The 14,879-nt window shown below is 75.4% G+C and carries 6 protein-coding genes; 1 reads left to right on the top strand and 5 read right to left on the bottom strand.

From position 1 onward, the window contains the following. Positions 1-42 precede the first annotated feature (42 nt). The 3 genes from AB0G11_RS23690 to AB0G11_RS23680 are packed head-to-tail and all read right to left on the bottom strand — an operon-like array spanning position 43 to position 3,543. Entirely contained in the window at positions 43-942 is a 900-nt protein-coding gene (locus AB0G11_RS23690; protein WP_357588230.1) for a dihydrodipicolinate synthase family protein, read from the bottom strand. Continuing rightward, positions 939-2,273, bottom strand: coding sequence for an aminopeptidase P family protein (locus tag AB0G11_RS23685; RefSeq protein WP_308126073.1), 1,335 nt, complete (start codon positions 2,271-2,273; stop codon positions 939-941). Before AB0G11_RS23685 ends, AB0G11_RS23690 begins: the two co-directional genes overlap by 4 nt. Further along, the gene (locus tag AB0G11_RS23680) at positions 2,266-3,543 is read right to left on the bottom strand and encodes an alpha/beta fold hydrolase (RefSeq protein WP_246646340.1); all 1,278 of its coding nucleotides are present in this window, start codon (positions 3,541-3,543) and stop codon (positions 2,266-2,268) included. Before AB0G11_RS23680 ends, AB0G11_RS23685 begins: the two co-directional genes overlap by 8 nt. Before the next feature lie 161 nt (positions 3,544-3,704). Between AB0G11_RS23680 and AB0G11_RS23675 the strand changes: the two genes are divergently transcribed. Then, entirely contained in the window at positions 3,705-4,589 is an 885-nt protein-coding gene (locus tag AB0G11_RS23675) for a diacylglycerol kinase family protein (protein WP_357588228.1), read from the top strand. 15 nt (positions 4,590-4,604) lie between these two features. Here AB0G11_RS23675 and AB0G11_RS23670 read toward each other — a convergent pair whose 3' ends face one another. Further along, positions 4,605-10,019, bottom strand: coding sequence for an amino acid adenylation domain-containing protein (locus AB0G11_RS23670; protein ID WP_357588226.1), 5,415 nt, complete (start codon positions 10,017-10,019; stop codon positions 4,605-4,607). Continuing rightward, on the bottom strand, positions 10,016-14,833 hold the full coding sequence (locus AB0G11_RS23665) for an amino acid adenylation domain-containing protein (protein WP_357588224.1): 4,818 nt from the start codon (positions 14,831-14,833) through the stop codon (positions 10,016-10,018). Before AB0G11_RS23665 ends, AB0G11_RS23670 begins: the two co-directional genes overlap by 4 nt. Positions 14,834-14,879 lie beyond the last annotated feature (46 nt).

Raw genomic sequence — 14,879 nt, 5'->3', positions numbered from 1 at the left:
GTCCTGGATCACTCCATTCCCAGGTAGGGGGGCGCTATGCGGCTACACGTACCCCTTGTCGAGCACCGCCCGCGTGTCGCGGGTGATGCGGGCGGCCAGCTCGGGGGAGAGCGGCGTGCGCGGCGGGCGGCACGGCCCGCCCCTGCGCCCGGCCAGGTCCATCGACAGCTTGATGGACTGCACGAACTCCGTCTTGGAGTCCCAGCGCAGCAGCGGGTGCAGGTCGCGGTAGATCGGCAGCGCCCTGGCCAGGTCCGCCGGGTCGCCGGAGGTGGCCAGCCGGTACAGCTCGACCGTGGCCTTCGGGATCATGTTCGGGTAGCCCGCGATCCAGCCGACCGCCCCGGCGATGCCCACCTCCAGCAGCACGTCGTCGGAGCCGATCAGCACGTCCAGGCCCGGGGCCAGCTCGGCGATCTCGTAGGCGCGGCGCACGTCGCCGGTGAACTCCTTGACCCCGACGATCAGCCCCTCCCGGTACAGCTCGGCCAGCAGCTCCGGGGTCAGGTCGACCTTGGTGTCGATCGGGTTGTTGTACGCGACGACCGGCAGCCCGGCCCTGGCCACCTCCCGGTAGTGGCCGACGACGGCCTCCCGGTCGGCGCGGTAGGCGTTGGGCGGCAGCAGCAGCACCGACGAGGCGCCCGCCTCGGCCGCCTGCTCGGCCCACCGCCTGGCCTCGGCCGCGCCGTAGGCCGCCACGCCGGGCATCACGTGGAAGCCCTCGGGGGCGGCCTCGACGGCGGTGCGCACCACGCGGGCCCGCTCCTCGGGGGTCAGCGTCTGGTACTCGCCCAGCGAGCCGTTCGGGCAGACGCCGTCGCAGCCGCCCTCGGCCAGGAAGCGCACGTGCTCGGCGTATCCGTCGTAGTCGACCGACAGGTCGTCGTGGAAGGGCAGCGCGGTCGCGACGTGCACGCCGTGCCAGACGGGGGTGGTCATGCCTTCTCCTTGTGGTCGCTCATCCAGGTCTCCAGGCCGCCCGCGTCCAGGGGCAGCGCCGAGGAGAGGTTCTCCATGCCGTCGGCCGTGACGAGCAGGTCGTCCTCGATCCGCACGCCGACGCCGCGCAGCTCCGGCGGGACGGTCAGGTCGTGCGCGTGGAAGTACAGGCCGGGCTCGACCGTGAGCACCATGCCGGGCGCCATCGCCGCGCCGTGGTAGGCCTCGGGCCGGGACTTGGCGCAGTCGTGCACGTCCAGGCCCAGGTGGTGGCCGATGCCGCAGACGAGCCAGCGGCGGTGGTGCTGCCCCTGCTCCGACAGGGCCTCGTCGACCGACACCGGCAGCAGCCCCCAGTCGTCCAGCCCGCGCGCGATGACCTCCATGGCGGCGTGGTGGAAGTCGGTGAACCGGCGGCCGGGCGCCACCGCGGCCAGGCCCGCCCGGTGCGCCTTCTCCACCAGGTCGTGCACCCGCCGCTGGGTCTCGGTGAAGCGGCCGGAGGCGGGGAAGGTGCGGGTGACGTCGGCGGTGTAGTGGGCGCGCGTCTCCACGCCCATGTCGAGCAGCAGCAGCTCGTCCGGCAGCACCGGCCCGTCGCAGCGCACCCAGTGCAGCGTGGGGGCGTGCGCGCCGCTGCCGACGATCGTGGCGTAGCCGGGGCCGTTGCCGTGCGTGCGGGCGTAGCGGTCGAAGGTGCCCTGCAGCCAGCGCTCCCCGCCGCCCGCGACCGCCGCCGGGATCTCGCCGACGACGGCGGCGAATCCCTCCACGGTACGGTCCACCGCCTCGCGGAGCCGGTCCACCTCCCACTCGTCCTTGATCATGCGGAGCTCGGCGAGCACCCGCCTGACCTCGTCGGACGGCGGCTGCGGCTCGCCGTCGAGCTCGGCCAGGGGCCGCACCTCGACGCCCAGGGCCGCGGCCCACTCCGCAAGGGACGGCGACGGGCCCACCCACAGCTCGCCGTAGGCGGCGTCGGTGAAGAACTCCGGCTCACCGGGACCCGCCGGGGGCGGCAGGTAGAGCGTGCAGCCGCCGCCGGACACCACGGCCACGGCGTTCTCCACCGCGCACCCGGTCAGCCAGAAGAAGTCGCTGTCCACGCGGAAGTCGTAGAACGTGTCGTTGCTGCGCACCGGCGCCCGCCCGGCGGGCACCGTCACGCTCTGGCCGGGCAGCGCGGCGGCCAGCCGGGCCCGGTGCGCGGCGGCGGCCTCGGCCGCGCCTGCGACCACCGGCGGCGTGCGGCGGGGCGAGTCCCAGCCCTTCGCCATGTGCTCGGTGAACGCCGGGATTTCTGAGAGTCTGGGCAGCTTGCCGTCACCCACCGGTGATTCCTCCTCCTTGTTCGGCGACGAGCTCCGTCAGCCTGACGAACACCCGCTCGTCGCCGATGCCGTCGTGCTCGTACTCGTTGGTGACCCAGGCCCGCGCGTTGCCGACGCGGGAGGCGGTGTCCAGTTGCAGGCCGGAGTCCACGTACATGTCGTCGAAGTAGACGGCGGCGGCCAGCGGCACCTCGTTGGCGGCCAGCCGGTCGAGGTCGTAGAGCGGCGGCCAGTCCGCGCGCCCGGCGAGCAGCTCGACGGCGCCCCGGAACGGGCGCAGGGCGCGGATCTCCTCGAACATCCAGGGGTAGATCATCTCCCCGGTGAACAGCAGCGGCCTGGCCGTCTCCGCGAACTCCGGACGCCGGGCGCGCTCCGCCTCGGCCGCCCACGCGGTCGCGCCGGGGCCGTGCCCGTAGATGCTCTCCTGGAGCGCGGCGAACAGCGGGTTGTCGGCGTAGGACGAGCGGGCCAGCACCTGGTGCAGGAACGTCTCCGGCAGCCCGGCGGCCTCGTCGAGCAGCCAGTGCATGCGCTCGAAGCCGGGCTTCATGCCGAAGTCGAGGCCGAGCGACTGCAGCCGCCGCACGGTGAGCGTGTCGCCGTCGGGCAGCCGCACGTCGCCCTCGGCCAGCCGGTCGGCCAGCCGCGCGGCGGTCTCGGCGTGGTGCGGGTAGCGGCGGTAGAACGCGGCGTTCTTGGCCGCGACCCGGGGATAGGTGCGGCGGTAGACCTCGGCGGCGTCCGGCTCCAGCGCGGGCAGCCCGCCCGCCACGTAGCAGGCGCTCAGCCCCTCGGGGGCGCGCGAGAGGTACGTGAGCGTGAGGAAGCCGCCGTAGCTCTGGCCCAGCGTCGACCAGCGCCGGCCGCCGAAGACGGTCGTGCGCAGGTGCTCGGCGTCGGCCACGATCGAGTCGGCCCGGAAGAGCGCGAGGCGGGCGGCGCCCTCCTCGGCGGTGAGGCCGCTCATCAGCCGGCCGTCGATCCGGGAGCTGCGGCCGGTGCCGCGCTGGTCCAGCAGGATCACCCGGTGGGTCCTCAGCGCGTGGCCGAGCCAGCCGTCGCGGCTGGTCGGGCGCGGGCCCTTGCCGCCCGGCCCGCCCTGGAGGTAGAGCAGGCACGGCAGGTCCTCGCGGTCGCGGACCGGGTCGGCCAGCTCGCGGGCGAACACGGTGATCGTGCCCCGGTCCGGGGCCGACCAGTCGAGCGGCACCGCCACCTCGTGGTCGCGCACCCGCATCCCGGGGATCGTGTAAGTGGCGGTGATCAATCTTCTCCTTCGCGGGGATCGCCGGGGCCAGTAATGTGTGGCATTGCACTGGCACCCTAAATGTCCGGGAAGCCCGTTGCCAAGCGCCGGGACGTATGTGGATAAAGCGTGACACTGCGGGAGGTGCGTTAGCCGGGCGTGATCCGGGGCACCAAGCGGCCATGAGGCTCGTGGTGATCGGCAATCCGGCCGCAGGCGGCGTCGACGGGCGCACCCGCGCGGCCGTGCTCGACACGCTGGGCGAATCCGCCGACGTGCTCGCCCCCGACCTGCCGGAGCCCGGCGGCGTCGGCGCGATCCTGGCCGAGCACGCCGACCGCGTCCCCGTCGTCCTCGGCGGCGACGGCACCGTGCACGCCGTCGTCGCCGCGCTCCTCGAACGCGGCGAGCTCGGCTCCCGGCCCGTCGGGCTGGTGCCGCTCGGCACCGGCAACGACCTGGCCCGCGCCCTGGGCATCCCGCTCGACCCCCGCGAGGCCGCGCGGGCCGTCCTCCGGGGCCGCGAACGGGCCCTCGACCTGCTCGTCGACGACCGGGGCGGCGTCGTCGTCAACGCCGTCCACGTGGGCGTCGGCGCCCGCGCCTCCGAGCAGGCCGCCGCGCTCAAGCCGCTCCTGCACCGCGCCGCGTACGCCGCCGGGGCCCTCCTGGCCGGGCTGCGCACCAAAGGGTGGCGGCTGCGCGTCCGGGTCGACGGCGGGCTGGTCAGCGACGGGCGGCGGCGCGTGCTGATGGTGGGCGTCGGCAACGGCGTCTCCATCGGCGGCGGCACCCCACTCGCCCCGCACGCCCGGCCCGACGACGGCCAGGTGGACGTCGTCGTCTCCTACGCCGTCTCGCCGCTGGCGCGGCTGGCGTTCGGGGCGCTGCTGCGGCGCGGCCGGCACCCCGAGCGCGGCGACGTGCTGACCGTGCGGGGGAGCACGGTGACGGTCGAGGGCGAGCCCGCCCCGGCCAACGCCGACGGCGAGCTCTGCCCACCGGCCCCCCACCGCACCTGGACCCTGCGCCCGGCGGCCTGGCGCGTCATCGTCCCGGCCGCCTGACGGCCACGCCTGGGGTCAGGTGCCGGCGCGGGCCAGCTCCCGGTCGGCCTCCTCCTGTACGGCGTCGAGGTCGTCGGCGATCTCGGCGCCCGCCACCGCGTCCGGCAGGTCGTCCTCCATCCGCCGCAACGGCCGGTACCACAGGCCGAGCGCCCCCCACACGACCAGGAGCGCCCCGGTGACGGCCAGCAGCAGCCCGACGCCCCGGCCCGGCCCGACGCCGACGACGTCGCCGACCACGGTCCCGGCCAGCGCCCCGCCGGGCGCCAGCAGCGGCTCGAACAGCTCCGACAGCGGCGGCGCCGTCAGGAACGCCAGCGGCGTCATCGACACCGCCAGCATCTGGTTGGTGGCCAGCACCCGGCCCTGCAGCTCCAGCCCCACCTTGAGCTGGATGATCGACAGCCAGTGCGTGTTGAGCACGCTCAGGAACAGCCACGACATCAGCCCGCCGAACGCCGCCAGCGCCACCGACGGCCGCAGCCCGATGAGCACGATGCCCAGCCCGAACCCGCTGACGAAGCCCACCATGCCGATGGCCCGCCGCTCGGTGCCGTTCCAGAACACCATCACCAGCGCGCCGAGCACCGCGCCCAGGCCCTGCGCCGCCGTCACCGTCCCGACCGCCGTCACGTCGCCGAACGACAGCAGCACGGGCACGGTGATCGCCAGCGCGAGCATGCCCAGGTAGTTCTCCACGACGAAGAACGCGATCATGATCATCAGCGGCCTGCGCCGGACCAGGAACCGCCACCCGCCGGCCACGGCCTGCGTGAACGTCTCCTCCAGCCGATGGAACATCCGGTCCGGGAACCGCACGAGCAGCAGCGTCGCCAGGCCGATCACGAACGTGACGATGTTGACCGCCACCACCCCGTGCACGCCGATCAGCGTGATCAGCGCCGCCCCGGCCAGCGGGGCCAGCAGCATGCCGAGCCCGGTGCCGAGGTTGGCGACCGCGTTGGCCTGCATGAGGTACGGCTTCGGCACGAGCTGGGCGACGGCCGCCAGGTAGGCGGGCCGGTGGAAGGCGGTCACCAGCGACAGCACGCCGGAGACGATGCCGACCTGCCACACCTCCAGCCGCCCCGCCACCAGCAGCGCCACCAGCGCGGTCGTCGCCACCGCCGACACGGCGTCGCACGTCAGCATCACCAGCCGCCGGTCCACCCGGTCGGCGACGGCGCCGCCCAGCGGCGAGGCCAGCAGCGACGGCAGCGTGGCCAGCATCGTGACGAGCGCGTAGTCCGACACGCGCCCGCTCTCCTGGTAGGCCCACACGCCCAGCGCGAACGAGGTGAGCGCGCTGCCCAGCAGCGACGCCGTCTGCCCGACGGCGACCGTGTAGAAGCGGCGCAGGTCCCTGCGCGCCCGCTCGCCCACCACCTCGACCTCGGCGACCGGCTCGGGCACCCGCCCGGCCTCCCAGTCGGCCAGGTGCGCGTCCATCAGCTCGGCCAGCCGCGTCGCCTGGTGCTTGAGGAAGTAGTGGCCCGCGCGCGGGATCGTGGCCAGCGCCACCCGCTCCGCGAACGCGCCCCACTCGCGGTAACGCTCCTGGTAGAGCTCCGTGGAGCGGTCACGCTCGCCGATCACGCACAGCACCGGCGCGTTCAGCTTGCGGGCGCCGCCCGCGGCCAGCTCGCCGCTGAACCACGCCTGCGCCTCCTCCACGTCGTGCCGCAGCCCGCGCAGCATGATCGTGGTGTCGCCGGTGTCCTCGTCCAGCGCGCCGAGCGTACGCAGGAAGTCGCGTTGCGAGCGGTCCGACGACCAGCGGTTGGCCGGGAACCTGCGGTTCCACCACGCGGACAGCCGCCCCGGCAGCCGGGCGTCGGGGAAGCTGCCGCCGACGAACAGCCCGGCCACCGGCACCCCGGCCTCCTCCAGCCGCAGCGCCAGCTCCGTGGCCGTCGCCGACCCGACGCAGTGCCCGTACAGGGCCACCGGGCCGGTGGTCAGCGGCGCCAGCTCCTCGATCACCCGGCCGACCAGCTCCGGCAGCGTGAGCATGGCCTCGTCGGGCCGCGCCGGGTCGTGGCCGGGCAGCTCGACGGCCAGCACCGCCGTCCCCGGGTGGCGGGCCGCCAGCTCCGTCGCCAGCGGCCCGTACGCGGCGGCCGAACCGCCGCCGTACGGCACGCACAGCACGGTACGGGTCGCCACGGCGGGACCGGCCAGCCGGTGCAGCAGCCCCGGCTCGCCCCCGTCGCCCGAGTCCAGGTGCGCGGCCAGCTCGCGGATCGTCGGCCGGGTGAACAGGTCGATCACCCGCAGCGCCGGGTCGATGTCGCGCACCGCCCGCACCGCCATGAACGAGTCGCCGCCCAGCGCGAAGAAGTCGTCCTCCACGCCCGGGTCCGCCACGCCCAGCACCCGCGCCCACACGGCGGCGATCCGCTCCTCCGTCGGCGTCTCCGGCGCGACCCGCTCACCGGCGGCGGCCGCCTCCGGCATCGGCAGCGCGGCCCGGTTCACCTTGCCGAGCGGGGTGAGCGGCAGCGCGTCCAGCGCCATGATCGCGGGCGGCACCATGTACTCCGGCAGCCGCTCGCGCAGCCCCGCCCGCACCGCGGCCAGGTCCACGTCCGCCGGGGCGATCCAGGCGGCCAGCCGGCGGTTGTGCGCCTCGCCGACCGGCAGCACCGCCGCCTCCAGCACGCCCGGCTGGTCGTGCAGCGCCGCCTTGACCTCGCCCAGCTCCACCCGGAAGCCGCGGATCTTCACCTGGTCGTCCACCCGGCCCAGGAACTCGATCATGCCGTCGGCGTTCAGCCGCACCCGATCGCCCGTCCGGTAGCAGCGCGTCGTCCCCGTCACCGGGTCCGGCACGAACCGCTCGGCCGTCAGGTCCGGCCGGCCCAGGTAGCCGCGGGCCAGGCTCGGCCCGCCGATCCACAGGTCGCCCGGCACCCCGGCGGGCAGCGGCCGGCCCGCCGCGTCGACCACGTGACAGTCGACGTTCGCCAGCGGCCTGCCCAGCGGCACGTTCGCCGACCCGGTCGGCGTCTCGGGCGCGGTGCAGCTCAGCACCGACACCACCGTCTCGGTCGGGCCGCAGTGGATCTGCAGCTCCACGCCCGGCCGGGCCGCCCTGACCCGCTCGGCCAGGTCCCACGAGGTGGCCTCGCCCGCCAGGATGAGCAGGTCCGTCGGCAGCATCGCGGCCAGGTCGCCGTGCGCCGCCAGCAGCTCCAGATGGCTCGGCACCATCTTGATCACCTCGACCGGGTGATCGGCCAGGTAGCCGGCGAACGCCTCCGGGTCCGTCGCCGCGTCCTGGTCCAGCAGGTGCACCGTCGTGCCGCTGAGCAGCGCCCCGAACAGGCACGTCATGACCAGGTCGGAGGCCATCGTGGACACCACGCCCCACGACGCGTACGGGCCGCCCACGCGCTCGGCCACCGCCCGCAGGTAGTGCAGCACCGCCCGGTGCTCGACCGCCGCGCCCTTCGGCCGCCCGGTCGAGCCCGAGGTGAACAGCACGTGCGCCAGGTGCTCCGGCGCCACCTCGACGCCCGGCGGCGTCTCCGGCAGGCCGGCGGCGAGCACGTCCTCCAGCACCAGCGCGCCCGGCAGCCGCCCGGCCAGCGCCCGCTCGGCCAGCACCAGCCGCGCCCCGCACGACACCATGTACGCCAGCCGCTCGTCCGGGTAGGCCGGCTCCAGCGGCATGTACGCGGCGCCCGCCTTGAGCACCCCGAGGATCGCCGGGACCAGCGGCCCGTGCCGCTCGGCCAGGATGCCGACCACGTCGTCGGCGCCGACCCCGGCCGCCACCAGGTGGCGCGCGATCCGGTTCGCCTGCCGCTCCACCTCGCCGTACGTCATCGTGCCCGCCGGGTACGACACCGCGACGGCGTCCGGGGTGCGGGCCGCCCAGTCCTCGAACCACGCGTGCAGCGGCCTGGACAGGTCGAACTCCCGGCGCGGGCCCGCCGCCACCGGCCCGTCCACCGGCTCCAGCGGCACCGCCGCCACCGGGGCGTCCAGGTCCGCGAGCATGCCCTCCAGCAGCGTCACGTACCAGCCCGCCAGCCGGGCCGCCGTGCCCGCGTCGAACAGGTCCGCCCGGTAGGCCAGAGTCCCCCGGTAGCCGCCGTCGCCGGCGTTGGCCAGCGCCAGGTTCAGGTCGTACTTGGCCGTCCGCAGCGGCGGCTCCGACACCTCCACGTCCAGCCCCGGGAAGCGCGGCGGCTCCGGGCGGGAGTCCACCACGTTCAGCACCGCCTGGACGACCGGCGTCGTCGCCAGGTTCCGGTCCGGGTGCAGCTCCTCCACCACGCGCTCGAACTGCGTCTCCCGGTGCGCGAACGCGTCCAGCGCCATGCCGCGCACCCGCGCCAGCAGCTCACGCCCCGTCGGCTCGCCCGACCGGTCGCCCCGCATCACCAGCGTGTTCACGAAGCAGCCCAGCATCCGCTCGGTGTCCGGATGCAGCCTGCCCGCCTCCAGCACGCCCACCGGCACGTCGTCCGTCGCCGACACCCGGCCCAGCAGCTCCTGCCAGGCCGCCAGCAGCACCATGAACGGCGTCGCGCCCGCCTCCCCGGCCGCCGCGCGCACCCGCGCCGCCAGCTCGGGGCCGAGCAGCACCGGCACCTCGCCGCCCGCCCAGTCCGCCACCGTCGGGCGCGGCCGGTCCGTGGGCAGGTCCAGCACCGGCTCCAGGCCCGCCAGCCGCTCCATCCACCAGCTCACGTCCGGCTCGGGCTGCCCGGCGAGCCACTGCGCGTAGTCGCCGTACTGCACCCTCGGCGGCTCCGGCCGCTCGGCCACGCCCAGCGCGGCCGCGTACAGCGCCGCCAGCTCGGCCAGCGCCACGTCCCGCGACCAGGCGTCGAACGCGACGTGGTGCACGGTCAGCAGCAGCACGTGCTCCTCGTCGCCCAGCCGGTACAGCACCGCCCGGGCAGGCGGCTCGGCGTCCAGCGCGAACGGCCGGTACGCCTCCCGCTCCAGCCGCTCCGGCAGCGCCTCCGCCGTCACGTCCTCGGCCGTGACCGGCACCCGGGCGGCGTCCACCACCGTGGTGCGGTCCTGCTCGACCAGCGTGCGCAGCACCTCGTGCCGCTCGGCCAGCTCCCGCACCGCGCCCAGCAGCGCCGCCGGGTCCAGCGGGCCGCGCAGCCGCACGACCGTCGGCACGTTGTACGCGCCCCGGTCGCCCGGCTCGGCGAGCTGCGCCAGGAACCACAGCCGCGCCTGCGCGGGTGACGGCGGCGCCTCCCCGGCGCGCACCGGAATCCCTGGCACCGCCCGCGCCACGGCCCTGCGCGCCGCCGCGAGCCGATCCTCGACCCGCCGCCTCCGCCCCTCGGAGGCGCCACCTCCGGAGGGTCCGCCAACCCCGGAGAGGCCCACACCCCCGGAGGGGTCGCGCGCGTCCGTCGAGGGGCCGGTCAACGGGGTGGTCGCCTGTTCGGTCACGGGGCCACCTCCACGTCCGCGTCCAGCAGCTCCTCGACGCCCGCCGCGAAGTCGCCCAGCACCGGCCGCTCGAACAGCAGCCGCACCGGCACCTCCATGGCCAGCGCCTCCCGGAGGCGTCCGGCGACCAGCATGGCGGCCAGCGAGTGACCGCCGAGGGCGAAGAAGTCGTCGTTCACCCCGGCCGCGGCCACCCCGAGCACCGCCTGCCACACCTCGGCGACGAGCAGCTCGGCCTCGGTGGCGGGCGGGACGACGGTGCGGGCGGCGGCGAGGTCGGGCTTGGGCAGCCCGCCCCGGTCGAGCTTGCCGGAGGAGGTGGTGGGCAGCGCGTCGAGCGTCACCCACTGCCGGGGCACCAGGTAGTCGGGCAGCCGTTCGCGCAGGGCGGCCTCGACGGCGCGGGCGTCGCCGCCGACGAGGTAGCCGACGAGGTGGTCCTCGTGCACGGTGACGACGGCGTCGGCGACGAGCTCGCGCAGCGCCGCCTCGATCTCGCCGAGCTCGATGCGGTGGCCGCGCACCTTCACCTGGTGGTCGCGGCGGCCGAGGAAGGACAGGGTGCCGTCGTCGCGCCATCGGGCCAGGTCGCCGGTGCGGTAGCGCCGTTCGCCGGGGGCGAGCGGGTCGTCGGTGAACGCCTCGGACGGCAGCCCCCGGTAGCCGCGGGCGACTCCGGCGCCGCCGATCCACAGCTCGCCGGGCACGCCGGGCGGCACGAGCCGTCCCGCCTGGTCGAGCACGTACGCCCGCTCGCCGGGCAGCGGCCCGCCGATGGGCACGCTGTCGCCGGTGACCCGGTCGATCCTGGTCATGGTGGAGTAGACGGTGGTCTCGGTGGGCCCGTAGGAGTTCCACAGTTCGCCGACGCGGGCGACGAGCTCCCCGGCGAGGACGGGGTCGAGCACCTCGCCGATGCTCACGACGCGTACGCGGTCGCCGCCGGTCCATCCGGCGGCGACGAGCATGCGCAGCGTGGTCGGGGTCGCGGTGAGGAGCGTCACGCCGCTCTCGCCGATGCGGCGCGCGACGACGTGGCCGTCCACGGCCGACTCCCGGTCGAGCAGTTCGAGCCGGAGCCCGTTGCACAGGCTGACCCACAGGTCGAAGCCGAACACGTCGAAGGAGAACGGCGTCAGCCCGAGCATCACGTCGTCGTCGCGGACGCCGGGCACGGCCCGCATCGCGCGGACGAACGCCGACAGGTTGCCGTGCGTGACCTCGACGCCCTTGGGGCGGCCGGTGGAGCCGGAGGTGTAGAGCACGTACGCGGTCGTCTCCGGCGTGGCGGCGACCTCGGTGAACCCGGCATCGAGCAGGTCGGCATCGGGCAGATCGGCCAGGTCGACGACGACCGCGCCGGTGGACTCGGCCAGGCCGCGCGCCACGGCGACGGTGTCGCCGGCGGCCAGCACCACGCGGGCACCGGAGTCGGCGAGCTGGCGGCGCAGCCGTTCGGCCGGGTGGTCGGGCTCCAGCGGCACGTACGCCGCCCCGGCCCGCGCGACGCCGGCGAGGGCGGCGGGCAGCCACCGGTCGCGCGGCAGGCACACCCCGGCGACGCGCTCGGCCTCGCCGTCGAAGGCGCGGGTGAGTGCCGCGGCGACGCGGGCGGAGGCGTCCGCCAGCTCGGCGTACGTGAGCGAGCCGGTCCCGTCGGCGACCGCCACCCGGGCGGGGTGCAGGCGGGCCTGTTCCAGCAGCTCATGGACGACGGTCGGGTGCTGGGCGGCGGGCAGGGGCGCGCCGGTGCCCCAGTGCAGCAGCGTCGCCCGTTCCTCGGCGGTGACGAGCTCGAACGCCGACAGCGGCTGGTCCGGCCCGGCGACCGCGGCCTCCAGCAGCCGCATCAGCCGGTCGGAGAACGCCTCGGCCTCCTCCCGCTCGAACAGGTCGACGTCGTACTCGATCTGGATCTCGACCCCGTCGGCGGTGGTGTTGACGAACAGCGTGTACGGGGCCTGGGCGCCGCCGCCGCTCAGCTCGCCGAGGAGCTCGACCTGGAGGCCGCCGCCCGTGAGCCGCACCGGGACGGCGGGCGGCTGGTAGGACATGACGACGGGCGTGAGCATGGTGCCGCGCGGCCGTTCGATGCCGGAGACGGCCAGGCGTTCCTCGGGCGCGAGCCCCACGTGGTCGAGCGAGCGGGTGGTGGCGGCGGCCGCCTGCACGACGGCGCGCCGCACGGTCAGCTCGCCGTCGAGGCGCAGCCGTACGGGCAGCACGTCGACGAGCGGGCCGACGAGCCCTTCCAGCTCGGGGTGGGCGCGGTCGGCGACGGCGGCGCCGAGGAGCACGTCGGGCCGGTCGGTCTGGGCGGCGACGAGCAGCCCGAGCACGGTGAAGTAGACGGCGAACGGCGTGGTGCCGGTGGAGGCGGCGAGCTCGCCCACGCGGGCGGCCGTCGCGGGCGGCACCTCGCGCAGCAGGCGCGTGCCGCGGAACCGGCTCGGCCCCGACTGGGCGCGGGCCGACAGGTCGTACGGGGGCGCGGCGCCGGCCAGTTCCTCGGCCCAGAAGGCGCGCAGCCGCCCGATCCGGTCGGGGTCGGCGGCCAGTTCGCGTTCCAGCAGGGCCACGTCGCCCACCTGGACGGGCTGCTCGGCCACGGTGCCGGTCAGCGCGGCCATCAGGGTGGCGTTGGACCAGCCGTCGTAGGCGGTGTGGTCGGTGACGACGATCAGCTCGGCGCTGCGCTCGTCGAGCCAGAGCAGGGCGGCCCGCAGCAGCGGCACGTCGGCGTACAGGTCGAAGCCGTGCACGGCCAGGCGTTCGGCGAGGCCGGGGGAGTAGGGGTGCTCCTCCAGCGGCACCGGCGCGGGCGGCCGCACCTCGGCCATCGGCTCGCCGTTGTCGCCGATGACGGTGACCGAGCGCAGCACCTCGTGCTCGCGGACGAGGGCGTCCAGCGCGGCCCGCACCGGCTCGGCCGACTCCAGCCCGGTCAGGCGCAGCCGGAAGGCGAGCGTGGTGGCGTTGGCCGTCCGGCTCACCTCGCGCAGCAGCCACATGCCGTGCTGGGCGGCGGTGAGCGGGTAGCGGTCGCGGCCGGCGTGGCGGGACAGCCTCGGGCCGGGGGCGCCGTCGCCGATCTGCACGAGCGGGGCCAGCTCGGCGATCGTCGGCCGCCCCAGGAACGTGGTCAGCGCCACCCGGGCGCCCAGCTCGCGCTCGATGACCGCGCAGATCCGGGCCGCCGCCAGCGAGTGGCCGCCGAGGTCGATGAAGTGGTGGTGGATGCCCACCCGGTCGACGCCGAGCACCTCGCCGACGATCGCGGCCAGCCGCCGCTCGACGTCGTCGCGGGGCTCGACGTACGGGCCGAGCTCGGGGGCGAACTCCAGCGCGGGCAGCGCGGCCCGGTCCACCTTGCCGGTGGGGCCGAGCGGGATCCGCTGCATGATCGCGATCCGGGACGGCACCATGTAGTCGGGCAGCCGTTCCCGCATCCACGCGCGCAGCTCCGCCTCGGCGGGCTCCTGGCCGGGGGCGGGCTCGACGTAGGCGACCAGGCGGCGCACGTCTCGCGCGTCGGTCCGGGTGAGCACGACCGCGTGGTTGACGCCGGGGTAGCGGGTCAGCGTGCCCTGCACCTCGCCCAGCTCGACGCGGAAGCCGGCCACCTTGACCTGGTCGTCGTTGCGGCCCGCGTAGTGGCAGACGCCGTTCTCGCGGCGGACCAGGTCGCCGGTGCGGTAGTGCCGTACGCCGTCGTCGTCGGTGACGAACCGCTCGGCGGTGAGCTCGGGCCGGTTCAGGTAGCCGCGGCCGACCAGCGGCCCGGCCACCCACAGCTCGCCGACCTCGCCGTCCGGCAGCGGGCGGCCCTCGGCGTCGCGCACGCTCAGCAGCGAGCCGGCGTAGGCGGTGCCGATGGGCGGCTCGTCCTCGCCGTCGCGGTACACCTCGGAGGACGTGCAGGTCACCGTGCACTCGGTGGGTCCGTATACGTTTACGATCCGGCGAACGCCAGGGTTGGCGTAGATGCGATCGGCCAGCGCCCTGGTGAACGGCTCGCCGCCGGCGATCACCATCCGCACCCCGGCGGGCAGCGGCTCGTTCAGCAGCGCGACCAGCGCCGACGGCGCGCCGTACACGGTCGTCACGTCGTCGCGGGCGGGCAGCGCCGACAGCGCCAGCAGGTTGTCGGCCACGATCACGGTGCCGCCGCAGACCAGCGGCAGGAACATCTGCGTCACCGACGGGTCGAAGCACACCGAGGTGGCGAACAGCATCCCGCCGAGCTCGCCCGCGTAGACGTCCGCCTCGTGGCGCAGCAGCGCCATGGCGTTGCCGTGCTCGATGACCACGCCCTTGGGCCGCCCGGTCGAGCCCGAGGTGTAGATCACGTACGCGGCGTCGGACGGGCCGCCGGCCACCGGCTCGTACGGGAGGTCCCCGGTCAGGGACTCCACGAGCAGCGCCTCGGCCCCCGACGCGCGCAGCACGGCCTCCTGCCGCCGCGCCACCGGCTCGGAGGTGATGAGCTGGGCCATGCCCGCGTCGGCGGCGATGAACTCCAGCCGGTCGGCCGGGTAGGCCGGGTCGAGCGGCACGTAGGCCGCGCCCGCCTTCCACACGCCCAGCAGGGCGGCGATCAGGGACTCGTCCCTGTCGAGGCAGACGCCCACGGAGTCGCCCGGGCCCGCTCCCCGGCCGCGTAACTCCCCGGCTATCCGCTCGGCGCGGGCGTCGAGCTCTTCGTACGTCATGCGAGTCGTGCCCGCCACCACGGCGATGCGATCGGGGGTGCGCCGCACCTGTTCCGCAAAGGCCTCGTGAACGCGGTCGTTGTCGAGGTTGCTGCCAACCACCAAGGTTCTCCCAGTCAGGTCGGATCGTTCGCCGGAAAGAGTCGCA

This window comes from Nonomuraea sp. NPDC023979 (assembly GCF_040639085.1).
GTDB classification, from domain to species: Bacteria; Actinomycetota; Actinomycetes; order Streptosporangiales; family Streptosporangiaceae; genus Nonomuraea; species Nonomuraea ceibae.
This window is presented reverse-complemented; position numbering and strand designations above follow the sequence as displayed.